This window comes from Micrococcus sp. CH7 (assembly GCF_001595485.1).
Lineage (GTDB): Bacteria > Actinomycetota > Actinomycetes > Actinomycetales > Micrococcaceae > Micrococcus > Micrococcus luteus.
In genome coordinates this window covers 16,026-34,372 of the sequence record NZ_LOSQ01000021.1, presented here as the reverse complement: position 1 = coordinate 34,372, position 18,347 = coordinate 16,026, and the positions used below count along the sequence as shown (strand labels likewise).

Genomic DNA, 18,347 nt, shown 5'->3' with positions numbered 1-18,347 from the left:
GCACGCCGCGGGCCCGGATCAGGCCTCCGGCTCGGCCTCGGCCTGCTTCGGCTCCGGCTTCGCGTCGACGCCGGCCTCCTTGCGCTGCTGGGCGGTGATGGGCGCCGGTGCGGCCGTCAGCGGGTCGAAGCCGCCGCCGGTCTTCGGGAACGCGATGACCTCGCGGATCGAGTCCGTGCCGGCCAGCAGCGCGACCACGCGGTCCCAGCCGAACGCGATGCCGCCGTGCGGCGGGGCGCCGTACTTGAAGCCCTCGAGCAGGAAGCCGAACTTCTCGTTCGCCTCCTCCGGGGACAGGCCCATGACCTCGAACACGCGCTCCTGCACGTCCTGACGGTGGATGCGGATGGAACCGCCGCCGATCTCATTGCCGTTGCACACGATGTCGTACGCGTACGCCAGGGCCGAGCCCGGGTCGGTGTCGAAGGTGTCCGCGAACTCCGGCTTGGGCGAGGTGAACGCGTGGTGCACGGCGGTCCAGGCGCCCGCGCCCACGGCGACGTCGCCCGAGGCCACGGCGTCGGCCGCCGGCTCGAACATCGGCGCGTCCACGACCCACACGAACGCCCAGTCGGCGTCCTTCGCGGCCACGCCGTCACCGGCGTCGGTGAACAGCCCGCAGCGACGGCCGATCTCCACGCGGGCCGCGCCCAGCAGCGCGCGGGACTCCTTCGGCTTGCCGGCGGCGAAGAACACGCAGTCGCCCGGGTTCGCGCCCACGGCGGCGGCCAGGCCGGCCTTCTCCTCCTCGGAGATGTTCTTGGACACCGGGCCGGTCAGCTCGCCGTCCTCCTGGATGAGCACGTAGGCCAGGCCCTTGGCGCCGCGCTGCTTGGCCCACTCCTGCCACGCGTCGAGGGTGCGGCGGGCCTGGGAGGCGCCGCCCGGCATCACGACGGCACCCACGTACTCGTTCTGGAACACGCGGAACGGGGTGTCCTTGAAGTATTCGGTCAGGTCCGTCAGCTCGAGGCCGAAGCGCAGGTCCGGCTTGTCCGAGCCGTACTTCTCCATCGCCTCGGCGTAGGTCATGCGGCGGATCGGCGTCGGCACGTCCACACCGACGAGGGCCCACAGGGCCTTGACGATCTTCTCGCCGAGGGCGATCACGTCGTCCTGCTCCACGAAGGAGGCCTCGATGTCCAGCTGGGTGAACTCGGGCTGACGGTCCGCGCGGAAGTCCTCGTCGCGGTAGCAGCGGGCGATCTGGTAGTACTTCTCGATCCCGCCCACCTGCAGCAGCTGCTTGAACAGCTGCGGCGACTGCGGCAGGGCGTACCAGGAGCCGGGAGCCAGGCGGGCCGGGACGAGGAAGTCGCGGGCGCCCTCCGGCGTCGAGCGCGTGAGGGTCGGGGTCTCGACCTCCACGAAGCCCTCGCCGTGCAGCAGCTCGCGCGCCGTCCGGTTGACCTCGGAGCGCAGGCGCATGATGCGCGAGGGCTGCGGGCGGCGCAGGTCGAGGTAGCGGTGGCGCAGCCGGGCCTCCTCGCCGACCTCCACGTGCTCGTCCACCTGGAACGGCAGGGCGGCGGCGGTGTTGAGCACCGTCACGGTCTCTGCGATCAGCTCGATCTCACCGGAGGGCAGGTTCGGGTTCTCATTGCCCTCGGGGCGGCGCTCGACCGTGCCGGTGACCTGCAGGACCCACTCGTTGCGCAGCGGATCGAAGTCCGCCTCGTCCCGCACCACGACCTGGGCGAAGCCCGAGGCGTCGCGCAGGTCCACGAAGGCCACGCCGCCGTGGTCGCGCCGCCGCGCCACCCAGCCGGTGACGGTGACGGTCTGGCCGATGAGCGAGGCGTTGAGCTCGCCGAGGGAGTGGGTGCGCAGCACGAGGATCCTCTCCGTCCGGTCGCCGGACGATGTGCGGGGTTCATGTGATGGTCGACGCCGTGTGATACGCCTGCGGGGCGGGCGCGCGCCGTTCCCGTCAGTCTAGTGGCCCGTCCGCACTGCCCCAGCCCAGGAGGACCCCGTCGTGACCGCCGCCCTGCAGCGCCGCCTGACCCTGCTCCACGCCGTCGCGATCGGCCTCGGCTCGATGATCGGCGCGGGCGTCTTCACCGCGATCGGCCTGGCGGCCGCGCTCACCGGCGGCCACCCCGGCCTGCTGTACGCGGCCCTGGCGGTCGCGGCCGTCGCGGCCCTGTGCAACGCCCTGTCCACGGCGCAGCTGGCCACCGTCCACCCCGAGTCCGGCGGCGCCTACGTCTACGGCCGGCGGCAGCTGCACCCGTGGGCCGGCTTCGTCGCCGGCTGGGGCTTCGTCACGGGCAAGACCGCGTCGGTGGCCGCGATGGCGGCCACCCTCGGCCTGTACCTCTTCCCCGACGACGCCGCCGCGGCCCGGTGGACGGGCGTGGCCGCCGTCGTCGTGCTCACCGGGGTGGCGATGGCGGGCGTGACGCGGACCGCGCAGGCGACGACGGCGATCCTCGTGCCCGTGCTCGCCGTGCTCGTGTTGGCCATCGGCGCGGGCCTGACGCGCGAGGCACCCGGGGGCTCGGCCGCGGCGCTCGGCGTCGACTCCCCCGTGCAGGGCGTGCTCATGGGCGCGGGTGTCCTGTTCTTCGCGTTCGCCGGCTACGCGCGCGTGGCCACCATGGGCGAGGAGGTCATCGACCCCGCACGCACGATCCCGCGCGCCATCCTGATCGCCCTCGCGGTGACCGTGGCGCTGTACCTGCTGCTCGCCACGGCGCTGATCTCGGGCCTCGGGATCTCCGGGCTGGCCCGGTCCCCGGCGCCCGTGCGCGACCTGCTCGAGACCGCCCTGGGCTCCGGCTGGGGCTGGGTGGCCGTGGCCGGCGCCGCCCTCGCCGCGGCCGGGGCCATGCTCAACCTGCTGACGGGCGTCTCCCGCACCGCCCTGGCCATGGCCCGCGAGGCCGACCTGCCCCGCCCCCTGGCACGGGTCCACACGGGGACCGGCACGCCGTGGACGGCTCAGCTGACGGTGGCCCTGGCCGTGATCCTGCTCCTGCTCACCACGGACATCCTCACCGTGGTGGGGTTCAGCTCGTTCGGCGTGCTCGTCTACTACGCGGTGGCGAACCTGTCCGCCCTGACCCTGCGCGGGGACGACGACGGCCGCCGCCCGGCCCGGCCGCGCCCGCTGCGTGTCCCTCGCGCCGTCAACGTGCTCGGCCTGGCCCTGTGCCTGCTGCTCGCGCTCAGCCTGCCGCCGATGTCCGTGGCCGCGATGGCGGGCGTGTTCCTGATCGGGGTGGGCGGGCGCGCGTTCGTGCGGGCCGGGCGCCGGGGCCGGTGACCCGACGCGCAGACACCCACCGCCGCCGCACACCGGGGCCGGCGCACCGGCCGCGTCCGCTCAGTCCTGCGCGCGGGCGACCTGCGGCAGCAGGTCCTCGGCCGGCGGGGTCCAGTCGGCCGGGTCCGCGGCGTGCTGCTCGCCGGAGCGGATGTCCTTGACCTCGTGGACCCGCGCGCCGGCGTCGTCCCGACCCATGAACCAGACGAACGGGATGCCGCGGCGGTCCGCATACTTGATCTGCTTGCCGAACTTCTCCGCGGACACCGCGACCTCCGCGGGGATGCCGCGCTCCCGCAGCAGGGCCGCGACGTCCTGGGCCTCGGACCAGTCCTCGTCCGCCGTCAGCGCCACGTACACCGCGGTCGGCACGGAGCGGGAGGCCACGGCCATCTGCTGGGACAGCATGCGCATCACCAGCCGCGTCACGCCGATGGACAGTCCGACACCGGGGAACACGCGGTTCCCCTTGGACGCGAGCGCGTCGTAGCGGCCGCCCGAGCAGATCGAGCCGAGCTGCTCGTGGCCCACCAGGACGGTCTCGTAGACGGTGCCCGTGTAGTAGTCCAGGCCGCGCGCGATGGACAGGTCCGCCACGGCGCGCCCGGGGGCGCGGCGGTGCAGGGTGGCGACGACGTCGGCCAGCTCGGTCAGCCCCTCCTCGAGCAGCTCGTGGGTCACCCCCAGGGCGCGGACCCGCTCGACGAACGAGGTGTCCGACGTGCGGATGTCCGCCAGGGCCAGCGCCTGCGCAGCCTGCTCGGGGCTCGCGCCGACCTCCTCCTGGAGCAGCCGCGCGACCTCCTCCGGGCCGACCTTCTCCAGCTTGTCGATGCTGCGCAGCACGCCGGCGGTGTCCTCCAGGCCGATGCCCCGGTAGAAGCCCTCGGCGAGCTTGCGGTTGTTCACGCGGATGAGGAAGTCGCCGATCGGCAGGGCGCCGAGCGCCTCGGCCATCACCAGTGCGACGTCGGCGTCGTACCGGGGCGAGAGGGCGCCGTCGCCGACGACGTCGATGTCCGCCTGGGTGAACTCGCGGGCGCGGCCCTCCTGAGGGCGCTCCCCGCGCCAGACCTTCTGCATCTGGTAGCGACGGAAGGGGAAGGCGAGGTGGCCGGCGTTCTCCACGACGTAGCGGGCGAACGGCACGGTGAGGTCGAAGTGCAGGGCCAGGCGCTTGGGGTCGGCCGGGTCCTTGGGATCGCGCAGGCCCGCGGCGACCTCCTCGTCCTCGGCCAGGCGCGAGACCGCGTAGACCTCCTTGTCCACCTCGCCCTTGCGCAGCAGCTGGCCCAGGGTCTCCACGGCACGGGTCTCGATGCCGGCGAACCCGTGCAGCTCGAAGGTCCGCCGCAGCGTGTCGAGCACATGCTGCTCCACGAGCCGCTCGGCGGGCAGCCACTCGTGGAAACCGGACAGGGAGGCCTTGCGGGACATGGCGATCCTTCGAGACGACGACGGCGGGGACGCACGACGATCCCCCGCCGGCGCACCGGCCCATTCTAGGCGCGGGTGCTGTCCGGCCCGGTACGCTGGCCCTGTTCGTGTCCATCCCGACCGGCCGCATCCCTCGACGACTGCGTGCCGGCGCAGTCAGGGAGAGTTCCAGCGGTGACCAATCACATGCAGCCCGACGACCAGCAGTCCCCCGCCACCGAGGCCGCCCCCGCGTCGGCCGAGGCCGCCGAGACGACCGTGCCCGCCGAGGCCCGTCCCGTCCCCGAGATCGTCCCCGACGCCCCGGCGCACGGTGATTCCTCCCAGCCCGCCGAGGCGCCCGCCGTGCCGTCCCCGGCCGCGATGAAGAAGGCCAGCCCGGCCGCCGTGCGCCCCGCGACGCCCGCCGCCGCGTCCGCCGCCCCGGCCCCCGTCGTGGCCCCGACCGTGCCGCCCACCCCGGTGGAGGAGGCCGCCAGGTTCGCCCGGGTGAGCGAGGACGGCCACGTCACGCTGCTGGACGGGCAGGAGGAGCACGCGGTCGGCCAGGTGCCGGACGCGAGCACCGAGGACGCGCTGGCGTACTTCGTGCGCAAGTACGACGACGTGCGCGCCCAGATGGCCCTGTTCGAGCAGCGCATCGCCGCCGGCGCCCCCTCGGGTGAGCTGGGCCGCGCGCTGGGTCAGATGACGACCGCGGTGAACGAGCGCCACATGGTCGGCGACATGGACGCCCTCCGCACCCGCCTGGCGGCCCTGGAGACCCTCCTGGGCGACTACCGCGCCGCGGAACAGGAGGCCCGGCAGGCCGCCCAGGCCGAGCAGCTGGCCACCCGCGAGGCCATCGTCGCCGAGGCCGAGACCTTCGCCCAGACCCCGGCCGAGCGGATGCCCTGGAAGACCGCGTCCAAGCGCATGACGGAGCTGTTCGAGCAGTGGAAGGCCGCCCAGAAGGCCGGTCCGCGTCTGGCCAAGTCGGTCGAGGACGACCTGTGGAAGCGCTTCCGCGGCGCCCGCACCACGTTCGACAAGACCCGCCGCGCCCACTTCTCCCGGCTGGACGCCGCCTCGGCCGAGGCCAAGCAGGTCAAGGAGCGCCTCATCGCCCGCGCCGAGGAGCTGTCCACGTCCACCGACTGGGGCGTGACCGCCGGCAAGTACCGCGACCTGATGGACGAGTGGAAGCGCGCCCCCCGGGCCTCCCGCAAGGAGGACGACGCCCTCTGGGCCCGCTTCCGCGCCGCCCAGGACGTCTTCTTCGCCGCCCGCAAGGCCGCGAACCAGGAGATCGACCGCGAGTACGGGGCCAACCTGAAGGTGAAGGAGCAGATCCTCGCCGACGGCCAGAAGCTGCTCCCCTTCACGGACGTCAAGGCCGGGCGGCGCGCGCTCAACGAGCTGCGCGGGCGGTGGGAGGATGCCGGCCGCGTGCCCCGCGGGGACGTCCGCCGGATGGAGGAGGGCTTCCGCAAGCTCGAGGACGCCCTCAAGCAGGCGGAGAACGAGCACTGGCGCCGCACCGACCCGGAGACCAAGGCCCGCACGAACTCCGCCCTCACGCAGCTCGAGGAGACCATCGCGGGGCTCGAGGCGGATCTCGCCCGGGCCCAGGCCCAGGGCGACCAGCGCGCCGTCAAGAAGGCCCAGGAGGCGCTCGACGCGCGCCTGCAGTGGAAGCAGGCCCTCGAGGCCTCGGCCTCCGAGCTCCGCTGAGCCCCACCCGTCTCGAGCACGCCCCCGCGGCCCGCCTGTCCACAGGCGGCCGCGGGGGCGTCCTCGTCTCTGGCAGGATCCGGGCATGACGACCGTGACGATCGAGGAGACCGCCCCGACCGGGGCACTCGTGCTGGCGGGCGACCCCTTCACGGAGCCGGAGCTGCAGGCGCTCGGCGCGCGGGGCGCCGTGCGGCCGCTGCTGCCCGGGGTGTGGGCGCGGCCGGACGCCGCGGACGATCCCGCGGTCCGGGCCGCTGCCCTGTGGACCCTCGGCGGCCCGCTCCTGGCCGCCGGCTGGACCGCGATCGGCCCGTCGGCGGCCTGGATCCTGGCCGGCGGCGCGGCGCCCGGGCGGCTGCACGCGGCCGTGCCGCACTTCCACCGGCGCCCCGCCGGCGGGGGCCTGCTGCCCTGGACGCTCACGCAGTCGGACGTCGCGGCCGATGCCACGGGCGTCGCCCCCGCCGAGCACGACGTGCTCCGCTTCGGCCCCGTGCGGGTCACGACGCCCGCCCGGACAGTCGAAGACCTGCTGCTCAGCGCCGACCCGGATGCGGCGCGGCGCGCGGCCGCCGTGATCGGCGCCCACGGCGCCGCCGGGCTGCGGGAGCGGCTGGCCCGCCGGACCCGCCGTGCCGGCGTCGTGGCGGCCCGGCGCCGGCTGGGCGCGCTGCTGGCGGCGCTGGACGTCCCCGACTGAGGCCGGGAGGCTCAGGTGCGGTGCACGTCGAAGACGCCGTCGATGCGGCGCACCGCGTCGATCACGTGGCCGAGGAACCGGGGGTCGCCCATCTCGAAGACGAACCGGCTCATCGCCACGCGGTCGCGGGTGGTGTTCACGGAGGCCGAGAGGATGTTCACGTGGTTCTCGGAGAGGACCCGGGTGACGTCGGAGAGCAGCGACTTGCGGTCCAGCGCCTCGATCTGGATCTCCACCAGGTAGACGGTGTCCCGCGACGGCGCCCAGCTGACCGGGGTGCGGCGCTCCGGCTCCTGCGCGAGCAGGGTCGCCAGGTTGGGACAGTCGACCCGGTGCACGGAGACCCCGGAGCCGCGGGTGACGAACCCGTCGATGGCGTCCGGCGGCACCGGGTTGCAGCACCGTGCCAGCTTGGCCATGACGCCGCCGTCGCCGTCCACGAGCACGCCGGCGTCGTTGGTGGCCCGCGCGGGGGCGCGCCGCGACTGGGCCGGGACCAGCTCCTGCAGGTCCACCTCGCCGACGGTCAGCTCGCCCTCCGGCTCGGCCTGCGTCGGCGTCGGCGGAGCGAGGCGCTCCGCGACGCGTTCCTGCACGGACTGGGCGGACACGTGGCCGTCGCCGAGGGCCACGAACAGCCCGTCGAGGTCCGCGTAGCCGAGATCCGTGGCCACCTGCACCAGCTCCTCGCCGCCGAGCACCTGCTGCACGGCCATGCCGGCCTTGCGCAGCTGACGGGTCAGCGACTCGCGTCCCCGGTCGGCCTGCTCGTCGCGGCGCTGCGTGGCGAAGTGGTGACGGATCTTGGACCGGGCCCGCGGCGAGACCACGAAGCCCAGCCAATCCCGGCTCGGCCCCGCGTCCTCGGCGCGCGAGGTGAAGACCTCCACGGTGTCGCCGTGGCTGAGCGGCGTGGACAGCGGGACGAGCTTGTCGTTGACCCGGGCGCCGATGGTGCGGTGGCCGACGTCGGTGTGGATGGCGTAGGCGAAGTCCACGGGCGTGGAGCCGGCCGGCAGGGTGCGGATCTCCCCCTTCGGCGTGAAGACGTACACCTCGTCCGCCCCGATCTGGGTGCGCAGCGAGGCGAGGAACTCGTCCGGGTCCCGGGTGTCCGCCTGCCAGTCCATCACCGAGCGCAGCCAGGCCGGCGTGGCCTGCACCGGCGCCTGGCCGGCGACCTGGGCCTTGTACCGCCAGTGCGCGGCGACGCCGTACTCGGCCTGGCGGTGCATCTCCTGCGTGCGGATCTGGATCTCCACCGGCTTGCCGCCCGGCACCATCACCGTGGTGTGCAGGGAGCGGTACATGTTGAGCTTCGGGACCGCGATGTAGTCCTTGAACCGGCCCGGGACCGGGTTCCAGCGCGCGTGGATGACGCCGAGCACGGCGTAGCAGTCACGCACGGAGTCCACGAGCACCCGGATGCCCGTGAGGTCGTGGATGTCGTCGAAGTCCTTCCCGCGCGTCACCATCTTCTGGTAGATCGAGTAGTAGTGCTTCGGCCGTCCGGTGACGGTCGCCCGGATCCGGTGCTCGCGCAGGTGCTCCTCGATCACGGTGCGCAGCGCCGCGATGTGCTTCTCCCGCTCCGGGTTGCGCTCCCCCACGAGGCGCACGATCTCCGCGTACATCTTGGGCTTGAGGGCGGCGAAGGAGAGGTCCTCGAGCTCCCACTTGACGGTGTTCATGCCGAGCCGGTGGGCCAGCGGGGCGTAGATGTCCAAGGTCTCCTGGGCCTTGCGGGCGCTGGACTCCGGGGAGACGTACCGCCACGTCCGCGCGTTGTGCAGCCGGTCGGCGAGCTTGATGAGCAGGACGTTCACGTCCTGGGCCATCGCGATGACCATCTTGCGCACGGTCTCGGCCTGCGCCGCGGCGCCGTAGGTCACCTTGTCCAGCTTGGTCACGCCGTCCACGAGGAGGGCGACCTCGGAGCCGAAGTCGGCGCGGAGGCGCTCCAGAGAGTAGTCCGTGTCCTCGACGGTGTCGTGCAGCAGGGCCGCCAGGAGCGTCGGGCCCGTCACGCCGATCTCGGCGAGGATCGTGGCGACCGCGACGGGGTGGGTGATGTACGGGTCCCCGGAGCGCCGCATCTGCCCCTCGTGTGCCGCGCGGGCGACCTCGAAGGCGCGGACGATCTCGGCCAGCTCGGTCTTGGTGGCTCGCTGCCGCACGGTGCGCATCAGCGGCTCGAGCAGGGGCGAGTACTCGGTGGCGTGCCGGCCGGTCAGGCGTGCGATCCGGCTGCGGGGCCGGACCGGGGCGGGACGGGCCGGGGCGGGAGTGGGGTCCTGCTCGCTCATGGGCCACGCCTCCTGACTCGTGCGGCCCCGACCGCTCCGGCCGGGATGATCGGCGAGTCTACCCGCGCCCGTCCCACCCCGCCCCAGGAAGACCACCGGGGCCGCAGCGGCTCCGTCAGAGTCGCGCGCCGTCGTCCCAGGGGGCGACGTCGGGATCGGTGACCGCCTCTGAGGCACGCTCCCGGGCGGCGCGGGCCGCGGCCCGGGCGTCGTGGTCGCGCACGTCCGGGTCGTTGCGGCGCAGCAGGGCGTACAGCGGCGCCTGGAGGAACAGGGTGGACAGGGTGCCCACGATGATGCCCACGAACAGCGCGAGCGCGATGTCCCGCAGCGTGCCGGCACCGAGCAGCCCCGCGCCGATGAACAGGATCGAGCCGACCGGCAGGATGCCGACGACGGAGGTCGTGATGGACCGGACGAGCGTCTGGTTCACCGCGAGGTTCACGTTCTCGACGAAGGAGCGCTCCGGGTCCTCCTCGGCCCCGATCGTGTTCTCGCGGATCTTGTCGAAGACCACCACGGTGTCGTAGAGCGCGTACGACAGGATCGTGAGGAAGCCGATGATGGCCGACGGCGTGATCTCGAAGCCGGTGGCGCCGTAGATGCCGGCGGTCAGCGCGACCACGTAGAGCATGCCGAGCACGGCGGCCAGGGACATCTTCCAGGTGCGGAAGTACACGGCCATGAACAGGGTCACGAGCACCACGAAGATCACCAGGCCGATCAGGGCCTGCTGCGACACCGCGGCGCCCCAGGTCGGCCCCACGAAGGTCGAGGTCACCTGGTCCTGGCCGACGCCGTAGGCCTCCTGCAGATTCGCGGCCACGGCTCGGGTCTGGGCGTCGTCGAGCTGCTCGGTCTGGACGCGCACGGTGCCCGGGGCGACGTTCGTGACGGTGGCGTGGCCGTCGGCCAGCACGTCGGTCACGGCGCGCTCGCCCGCGGCCACGTCGGTGGAGGCCGTCTGCGAGACGGTGAACTCGGAGCCGCCCCGGAACTCGATGCCGAGGTTGAAGCCACCGCGGAGGGCGGTCAGGCCGCCGGCGAGGACGAGCAGCAGGGTGGCGAGGGCGAACCACCGCCGCCAGCGCTGGATGAACGGGTAGGAGATGCGGCCCGAGTAGAGGGCGTTGCCCCAGTCGGCGAAGCGGTTCACTGGTCCTCCTCCTGGCGGCGGCGCTCGGCGCGGCGTCGCTCGGCGATCGTCATGGGCGGCGCGGTGCGCGAGCGGCGGCCGCCCCCCCGGGCGGGCGAGCCCGCGCGGGGGGCGCCCGTCGCCACGAGCGGCCGCGGGGCGTCGGCGGCCTCCGCCGGGAGCCCGGTGGCGGGCTCGCGGAAGCGGCCGGCGCCCTGATACAGGGACGGCCCGCCCAGCAGCGACGGGTCCAGTCCGGACATCGGGTGTCCCTCGCCCACGAAGCGGGTCTGGGCCAGCAGCACCATGAGCGGGTGGGTGAACAGGAACACCACGATCAGGTCGGCGATCGCGGTGAGGCCGAGGGTGAACGCGAAGCCGCGCACGTTGCCGACGGCCACGAAGTACAGCACGACGGCGGCCAGCAGGTTCACGGCCTTGGACGCGGTGATCGTCCGCCGGGCGCGCTTCCAGCCCTCGTGCACGGCGACGGGCACGGTGTGGCCCGCGCGCAGCTCGTCCTTGATGCGTTCGAAGTAGACGATGAACGAGTCCGCCGTCAGACCGATCGCCACGATGAGCCCGGCGATGCCCGCGAGGGACAGGCGGTAGTTGTCCGTCCAGCCCAGGATCGCGATGGCCAGCCACGTCAGCACGCCCGCCACGATGATCGAGGCGAAGGTCAGCAGGCCCAGGGCCCGGTACTGGAAGAACTGGTACACGGCCACGAGGCCGAGGCCGATCAGGCCGGCGATCAGGCCCCAGAAGAGCTGGTCCCGGCCGAGCGTGGCGGAGATCTGCTGCTCGGACTCGATCGAGAAGGAGATCGGCAGGGAGCCGTAGTCGAGCTGCTCGGCCAGCTGCGCCGTCGTCTGCTCGTTCAGGGTGGGGCCGCTGATCTGCGCGCTGCCGTTGGTGATGACCACGTTGGACTGCGGCGCCGAGATCACGTCCCCGTCCAGCAGGATCGCGAACTGCTTGCGCGGGTCGCCCTCGGGGTACGGGGTGAGCTTCTGGGTGACCTCCGTGAAGGTCTTGGCGCCCTCCTCGTCGAACTCGATGTTGACGACCCACTGGTTGGTGGAGACGCCGCCCTGGGTCTGGGCCATGCCGTTGGACGCGTCCTTGATCTGGGTGCCCGGGATGACCACGGGGCCCAGGATGTACTTCTGGGCCGGCGTGACGGCGCCGTCCGCGAGCTCCGCGGAGGGCTGGCAGGCGACGATCGCCCGGTCGGACGGCGGCGGGGGCGCGGCCGGGTCCCGCGGGGCGGTACAGTCCGTGGCCTGGAACTCGGCCAGCAGGGCCGGGGTGACCCAGTTCGGGTCGTAGGCGTCCGCCGGCTCGCCGTCGGGCGCGGGCAGCTGGTCTTCGGGCAGGCGCTGGTCCTCGGGGGTGGCCTCCCCCGGGCCGGACTGCAGCACGGGGCGGAACTGCATGTCCGCGGACGCCTGGATCAGGCGGCGGGTCTCCTCGTCCGGGACCCCGGGCAGGGAGACGACCACGTTCTGGGAGCCCTGCGTGGCGACCTCCGCCTCGGCCACGCCGGAGCCGTCCACACGCTGGCGGATGATCTCCACGGCCTGGTCCAGCTGCTCGGGGGTGACGGACTCGCCCGTCGAGGTCTCGGGGGCCAGCACCATCTGCGTGCCGCCCTCGAGGTCGAGGGCGAGCTTGGGAGCCCAGGAGGCCGCGCCGGAGGCCACGCCCCCGCCGAGGATCGCGGCCAGGACCACGAGGAGGGCGGCCAGCCAGGCCAGGGTGCGCCCGGCGGAGCCGGTGGGTGTTCTCTTCGCCATTGCTCAGGTGCTTCCGTCACATCCGAGCGGCCCCGCCAGGCGGGGCCGCGTGTGCAGGGGTGGGTGGGCCTCAGGCCAGGTCGTCGCGGCGCGGACGCGGGTCGGCGTCGTCGGCGCGGTACTCGGTGCCGGGGGCGTCATCCCGACGCGACGGGTCCGTGGTGGGCGCGGCGGCGGGGTCGACACCGGCCGGGGCCTCGGACGCCGCGGCCGTCTCGGGCTCCACGACGGTCGTGATGCCCTGCAGGTGCACGTCCATGCGGGTCCCCGGCGCGGTCTCCAGCGTCACCCGCTGGGCCTCGGTGTCCACGGCCACGACGGTGCCGAAGATGCCGGCGCCGGTCATGACCTCGACGCCCGGGGCGAGGGTGCTGCGCATCTGCGCCTGCTGCTGCTGCACCTTCTTGCCCTTGCGGAAGGAGAGGAAGAGCATCACCGCGAGCAGGGCGAAGGCGACGAGCATGAGCAAGCTGCCACCGCCTCCCTGGGCCTGCTGGGCGATCACGGGCAGGGTCGCTGCGGTGGCGACGGGCATGGGGCACTCCTGATGCTCGGGGTGGGCGGGCCTGTCCAGTGTAGGGGCCCGCCCTGGGCGTCACGGCCCCGGCGTGGCCTCTGGAGCGGCGAGGCCCAGGTGCTCCCAGGCCCCCGGCAGCGCGATGCGGCCACGGGGGGTGCGCGCCACCATGCCCTCGCGGATGAGGAAGGGCTCGGCCACGGTCTCCACGGTCTCGGCCTCCTCCCCCACGGCGGTGGCCAGCGTGCTGAGCCCCACAGGCCCGCCGCCGAACGTGGTGCACAGGGCGGTGAGCACGGACCGGTCGAGCCGGTCCAGGCCCCGCCCGTCGACGTCGTACATGTCCAGGGCGGCGGCGGCGTCGTGCGGGCCGACCTCGGCCAACCCCTTCACGAGCGCCCAGTCCCGCACCCGGCGCAGCAGCCGGTTGGCGATGCGCGGGGTGCCGCGCGAGCGCCGGGCGATCTGCCGGTACCCCTCCGTGGCCAGCCGCATGTCCAGCAGCAGGGCGGAGCGGCGCAGGACGCGCTCGAGCTCCTCCTCGGTGTAGAAGTCCAGGTGGCCCGTGAAGCCGAAGCGGTCGCGCAGCGGCCCCGGCAGCAGACCGGCCCGCGTGGTGGCGCCGACGAGCGTGAAGGGCGGCAGCTCGAGCGGGATCGAGGTGGCGCCGGCGCCCTTGCCCACCACGATGTCCACCCGGAAGTCCTCCATGGCCATGTAGAGCATCTCCTCGGCCGGGCGGGACATCCGGTGGATCTCGTCGAGGAAGAGCACCTCGCCCTCGGTGAGCGAGGACAGGATGGCCGCGAGGTCGCCCGCATGCTGGATCGCGGGGCCGGAGGACAGCCGCAGGGGGGCGTTCATCTCCGCGGCCACGATCATCGCCAGCGTGGTCTTGCCGAGCCCGGGCGGACCGGACAGCAGGACGTGGTCCGCGGCGCGGTCCCGCAGCCGGGCGGAGGCGAGCATGAGGTCCAGCTGCTCGCGCACCCGCATCTGGCCCACGAACTCGTCCAGGTGCTTGGGGCGCAGCGCGGCCTCGAGCCGGCGCTCCTCCGGGTCGACGGCCGCCGCGGACAGCGGCGAGGACTCCGCGCTCATCGCCCGCCTCGCACCGCGCCGGCCATGCCGACGTCGCGCAGGGTGGCGCGCAGCAGCGCGGCGACGTCGCGGCCCTCGTCCAGCTCCGGGCGGGCCGCCACGGTGGCCTCGACGGCCTTGAGCGCCTCCTTCTCGGACCAGCCCAGGCCGGCCATCGCCTGCACGACGTCGGCGTGCCAGAGCGCCTCGACGGTCGGCTCGGCGCTCGCCTCGGCCTCCGCCTCGGGCACCGGCTCCCCGGTGGGCGCGAGGCGGCCGGAGAGCTCGACGATGATCTTGCGCGCCATCTTCGGCCCGATGCCGGGCACGCGGGTGAGGGTCTTCTCGTCCTCCTCGGTGACCGCCCGGCGCACGGTCTCGGGGTGGTGGACGGAGAGGATCGCCAGGGCGAGGCGGGGACCCACGCCGTTGGCCGTGATGAGCACCTCGAACACCTCGCGCTCGTCGCGGTCCGCGAAGCCGTAGAGGGTCAGGGCGTCCTCCTTGACCACGAGGTGGGTCTGCACCGCCCCCGGCCGGCCCTCGTGCAGGGTGGACAGCGTCTGCGGGGTGGCGGAGAACTGCACACCCAGGCCGCCGACGGCAATGACCGCCCGGTCGAGGGCCACGTGCTCGACGGTGCCGCTGAGCGAGGCGATCATGAGGGGCCCTCCTGTCGGGACGGACGGACGCCGGTCGGCGCGGATTCGAACATATCATCGAACGCCGGCCCGGCAGCGGCCTACCGGCGACGCCCGCCGCCCGCCGAGCGCTCGGCGTCGAGCCAGGCCCGCTGCGCGGCGGTGAGCTGGCCCCGCGGGCGGGCGCGCGCGGGCGCCTTGGCGGCGAACTGCGAGCGCCCCGCCCGGGAGGCGAGGTCTGCGGTGTCGAGGCCGGTCTGGCCGGCGGCCGCGCCGAGGGCGGTGCCGCGCCAGCCGTGGGCGATGGCCAAGGCGAGGGCGTCGGCCGCGTCGGCCGGGCGCGGCGGGGCGTCGAGGCGGAGGATCCGGGTGACCATCGTGGTGACCTGCTCCTTGCCCGCATCGCCGTGTCCGGTGACGGCGGCCTTGACCTCGGAGGGGGTGTGCAGGCCCACGGGGACGCCGGCGCGCGCGGCCGCGGCGATCGCCACGCCCGCGGCCTGGGCCGTGCCCAGCACGGTCGGCGTGTTCGTGTTCGCGAACATGCGCTCGACGGCGGCGCGATCGGGCCGGTGCGCGGCGAGGACCGCGGAGACGGCCTCGTCGATGCGCAGGAGGCGCTGGTCCAGGGGGGCGGTGGGCGGGGTGCCCGTGACCTCGACGTGGACGAGCGCGGCCCGCCGTCGCGCGTCCACGTCCACCACGGCGATCCCGCAGCGGGTGAGCCCCGGGTCCACCCCGAGGATCCGGACGACGTCGGCGGGCCGGCGCGCGCTCAGCGCGATCAGTCCTCGTCGAGCTCGGCGAGGACCTCGGGGGCGATGTCCACGTTCGAGAAGACGTTCTGGACGTCGTCGAGGTCCTCGAGCGCATCGGCCAGCTTGAGGAAGGTGCGGGCGCCCGACGCGTCCAGGTCCACCTTCATGGTGGGGACGAACTCGAGCTCGTCGGACTCGTACTCCACGCCCGCCTCGTCGAGGGCCTTGGCCACGGACTGCAGGTCGGAGGGGTCCGAGAGGATCTCGAAGGAGTCGCCGGAGACGACGACCTCCTCGGCGTCCGCGCCGCCCTCGAGCACGGCCTCGAGCAGGCCGTCCTCGGTGTTGCCCTCGGTGGGCAGGCGCACGAGGCCCTTGCGCTCGAAGAGGAAGGAGACGGAGCCGGAGTCCGCCATGGTGCCGCCGTTGCGGGTGACGGCCGCGCGCACGTCCGCGGCGGCGCGGTTCTTGTTGTCGGTCAGGCACTCGACCAGCAGCGCCGAGCCCTGGGGGCCGCGGACCTCGTACATGATCTCGGCGTAGTCGATGACCTCGCCGGTCAGGCCGGCGCCGCGCTTGACGGCGCGGTCGATGTTGTCGTTGGGCACCGAGGCCTTCTTGGCCTTGGACACGGCCAGGTCGAGGGCGGGGTTGCCGGCGACGTCGGGTCCGCCGGCACGTGCCGCGACCTCGATGTTCTTGATGTACTTCGCGAACGCCTTGGCGCGCCGCGCGTCGATGACGGCCTTCTTGTGCTTGGTGGTCGCCCATTTGGAATGTCCTGCCATCACGCCTCCTCAGGTCTGGATCTCGTCTGCTGGCTCGACCGCCCAGTCTAGCGACGCCCGGTGGGGTGGCGCGGATCACGGCTGACTACACTCGCGCCCATGACCCACACCTCCGCGCCCTCCGTCCTGCCCGCCGACCACCCGCTGGCGACCCCCTCCGACCTGCCCTACGGGCTGCCCGACTTCTCCGCCGTCTCCGACGCGCAGCTGGCCGAGGCCGTGCGCGCGGGGATGGCGGCCCAGCGCGCCGAGGTCGACCAGATCCTCGGGGCGGCCACGGCGCCGACCTTCGAGAACACCGTCCGCGCGCTCGAGCTGTCCGGCCAGCTGCTGCGCCGCTCCGCCGCCATGTTCTTCACGCTCGTCGGCTCGGACGGCACGGACGCGCGGCAGGCCCTGGCCGAGGAGCTCTCCCCCGAGCTCGCGGCCCACGAGGACGCGATCCTGCTGGACCCGCGGCTGGTGGCGCGCGTCGCGGCGATCGACGACGGCGGCCTCACGGGCGAGGACGCCCGCCTGCTGGAGGCGCTGCGCCTGCGCCTCTCCCTGGCGGGGGCGGACCTGGACGACGCCGCGCGCGAGGAGCTGCGCGGGATCAACACGGAGCTGGCGTCCCTCTCGGCCGCCTACACGCGCCGCCTCGTCGCGGACACCGCGGCCCGCGCCGTGCTCGTCACGGACCGCGAGCGCCTGGCCGGTCTGAGCGAGGACGACCTGGCCGCGGCGGCGGGGGCGGCCGCCGAGGCGGGGCACGGGGACGGGGACGCGGCGGCGGGCCCGTGGCTGCTGACGCTGTCCCTGTTCACGTCGCAGCCGTGGCTGGCGTCCCTGCAGGACGAGGGGATGCGGCGCGAGGTGTTCGAGGCGTCGACGGGCCGGGGCGGGGCCGGGGAGCACGAGACGCTGACGACGGCGATGGCGATGGTGCGGCTGCGGCTGCGCAAGGCGCGGCTGCTGGGGGCGCAGAGCTGGGCCGAGCAGGCGCTGAAGGACCGGGCGGCGCCGTCGACGGCGGCCGTGGAGGAGCTGCTGGCCGCGATGGCGCCGCGGGCGATGGCCAACGCGCGGGCGGACGCGGCGACGGCGGCGGCGCACGCGGGCCGGACGGACGCCGAGGTGGCCCCATGGGACTGGCCGGCGCTGTCCGCGGCGTACGCGCGGGAGGAGTTCGCGGTGGACGCGGACGCCCTGCGCCCGTACTTCGAGCTGGACCGGGTGCTGACCGAGGGCGTGTTCGCGGCGGCGACGGCGCTGTACGGGCTCACGTTCGCCGAGCGCCCGGAGCTGGCGCGGCAGCTGTACCGCCCCGGGATCCGGGTGTTCGAGGTGACGGGTGAGGACGGTGCCGGGGTGGGTCTGTTCGTCGCGGACCTGTTCGCGCGGCCGACCAAGTCGGGCGGTGCCTGGATGCACACGGTGCGGGACATGGCGGACGCCCTGGGCGAGCGCCCGGTGGTGTTCACCACGATGAATGTGCCGGCCCCGGCGGCGGGGCGTCCGGCCCTGCTGACGCTGGATGAGGCCACGACGCTGTTCCACGAGTTCGGCCACGCCCTGCACGGGCTGCTGGCCCGGGGCGAGTACGCCTCGCTCACCGGGACGAACGTGCCGCGCGACGTCGTCGAGTTCCCGTCGCAGGTCAACGAGGTGTGGCTGCGCGAGCCGTCCCTGCTGGCCGCGTACGCGCGGCACGTGGAGTCGGGCGAGCCGCTGCCGGCGGGGACGCTGGAGCGGCTCGAGGCGGCGGACCTGTGGGGCGAGGGGCACCGCACGGTCGAGTATTTGGGCGCGGCGCTCGTGGACTGGGCCTGGCACTCGCTGACGGAGGAGACGGTGGACGCCGCCACGGCCGACCCGGCCGCGTTCGAGCGCCGGGTGCTGACCGAGGCGGGCATCGACCCGGACCTGGTGCCTCCGCGCTACGGCACCGGCTACTTCAAGCACATCTTCGGCGGCGGCTACGCGGCCGGGTACTACTCCTACGTGTGGGCCGAGGTGCTGGACGCGGACGCCGTGGAGTGGTTCCGCGAGCACGGCGGGATGACGCGGGAGAACGGCCGCCGGTTCGCGGACGAGCTGCTCTCGCGGGGCGATACGCGTGACCTGCTGGAGTCCTACCGCGCGTTCCGTGGCCGGGACGCCGAGCTCGAGCCGCTGCTGCGCCGTCGGGGGCTGGCGGACGCCGCGGCCTGAGCGCGG

14 protein-coding genes are annotated in these 18,347 nt (G+C 74.0%); 4 read left to right on the top strand and 10 right to left on the bottom strand.

The genetic code is table 11. From position 1 onward, the window contains the following. Positions 1-18: 18 nt before the first annotated feature. Entirely contained in the window at positions 19-1,833 is a 1,815-nt protein-coding gene (aspS, locus tag AUV08_RS05875; protein WP_061867318.1) for an aspartate--tRNA ligase, read from the bottom strand. Positions 1,834-1,978: 145 nt separating this feature from the next. On the opposite strand from aspS, the gene AUV08_RS05870 reads away from it, so the two are divergent. Beyond that, positions 1,979-3,271: an APC family permease gene (locus AUV08_RS05870; protein ID WP_061867319.1), complete on the top strand. Its 1,293-nt coding sequence runs from the start codon at positions 1,979-1,981 to the stop codon at positions 3,269-3,271. 60 nt (positions 3,272-3,331) lie between these two features. Here AUV08_RS05870 and hisS read toward each other — a convergent pair whose 3' ends face one another. After that, positions 3,332-4,708, bottom strand: coding sequence for a histidine--tRNA ligase (gene hisS / locus AUV08_RS05865; RefSeq protein ID WP_036313678.1), 1,377 nt, complete (start codon positions 4,706-4,708; stop codon positions 3,332-3,334). 174 nt (positions 4,709-4,882) lie between these two features. Between hisS and AUV08_RS05860 the strand changes: the two genes are divergently transcribed. After that, positions 4,883-6,421, top strand: coding sequence for a DUF349 domain-containing protein (locus tag AUV08_RS05860; RefSeq protein ID WP_061873142.1), 1,539 nt, complete (start codon positions 4,883-4,885; stop codon positions 6,419-6,421). An 85-nt stretch (positions 6,422-6,506) separates the two neighbouring features. Then, positions 6,507-7,124, top strand: a complete 618-nt coding sequence (locus tag AUV08_RS05855; RefSeq protein WP_036380977.1) for a hypothetical protein — start codon at positions 6,507-6,509, stop codon at positions 7,122-7,124. Positions 7,125-7,135: 11 nt separating this feature from the next. On the opposite strand, the gene AUV08_RS05850 is transcribed toward AUV08_RS05855, so the two are convergent. From AUV08_RS05850 to AUV08_RS05815, 8 genes are all read right to left on the bottom strand, one after another. Then, positions 7,136-9,430, bottom strand: coding sequence for a bifunctional (p)ppGpp synthetase/guanosine-3',5'-bis(diphosphate) 3'-pyrophosphohydrolase (locus AUV08_RS05850; protein ID WP_061867320.1), 2,295 nt, complete (start codon positions 9,428-9,430; stop codon positions 7,136-7,138). 115 nt (positions 9,431-9,545) lie between these two features. Next, entirely contained in the window at positions 9,546-10,586 is a 1,041-nt protein-coding gene (gene secF / locus AUV08_RS05845) for a protein translocase subunit SecF (protein WP_061867321.1), read from the bottom strand. Further along, complete coding sequence (secD, locus tag AUV08_RS05840; protein WP_061873141.1) at positions 10,583-12,364, bottom strand: protein translocase subunit SecD; 1,782 nt, start codon at positions 12,362-12,364, stop codon at positions 10,583-10,585. The genes secF and secD overlap by 4 nt, the downstream gene beginning before the upstream one ends. A gap of 70 nt (positions 12,365-12,434) precedes the next feature. Then, positions 12,435-12,899 (bottom strand): preprotein translocase subunit YajC, encoded by a 465-nt coding sequence (gene yajC / locus AUV08_RS05835; RefSeq protein WP_061867322.1) that lies wholly within the window; start codon positions 12,897-12,899, stop codon positions 12,435-12,437. Between the two features lie 60 nt (positions 12,900-12,959). Then, complete coding sequence (ruvB, locus tag AUV08_RS05830) at positions 12,960-13,982, bottom strand: Holliday junction branch migration DNA helicase RuvB (RefSeq protein ID WP_061867323.1); 1,023 nt, start codon at positions 13,980-13,982, stop codon at positions 12,960-12,962. Beyond that, a complete protein-coding gene (gene ruvA / locus AUV08_RS05825; RefSeq protein WP_049147639.1) occupies positions 13,979-14,623 on the bottom strand; it encodes a Holliday junction branch migration protein RuvA in 645 nt (214 codons plus the stop codon). The genes ruvB and ruvA overlap by 4 nt, the downstream gene beginning before the upstream one ends. Before the next feature lie 80 nt (positions 14,624-14,703). Continuing rightward, positions 14,704-15,339, bottom strand: coding sequence for a crossover junction endodeoxyribonuclease RuvC (ruvC, locus tag AUV08_RS05820; RefSeq protein WP_036317938.1), 636 nt, complete (start codon positions 15,337-15,339; stop codon positions 14,704-14,706). 47 nt (positions 15,340-15,386) lie between these two features. Then, positions 15,387-16,148: a YebC/PmpR family DNA-binding transcriptional regulator gene (locus AUV08_RS05815; RefSeq protein ID WP_049147641.1), complete on the bottom strand. Its 762-nt coding sequence runs from the start codon at positions 16,146-16,148 to the stop codon at positions 15,387-15,389. Between the two features lie 99 nt (positions 16,149-16,247). Here AUV08_RS05815 and AUV08_RS05810 point away from each other — a divergent pair, with 99 nt between their 5' ends. Continuing rightward, entirely contained in the window at positions 16,248-18,341 is a 2,094-nt protein-coding gene (locus AUV08_RS05810; protein ID WP_061867324.1) for a M3 family metallopeptidase, read from the top strand. The last annotated feature ends 6 nt before the right edge of the window (positions 18,342-18,347 follow it).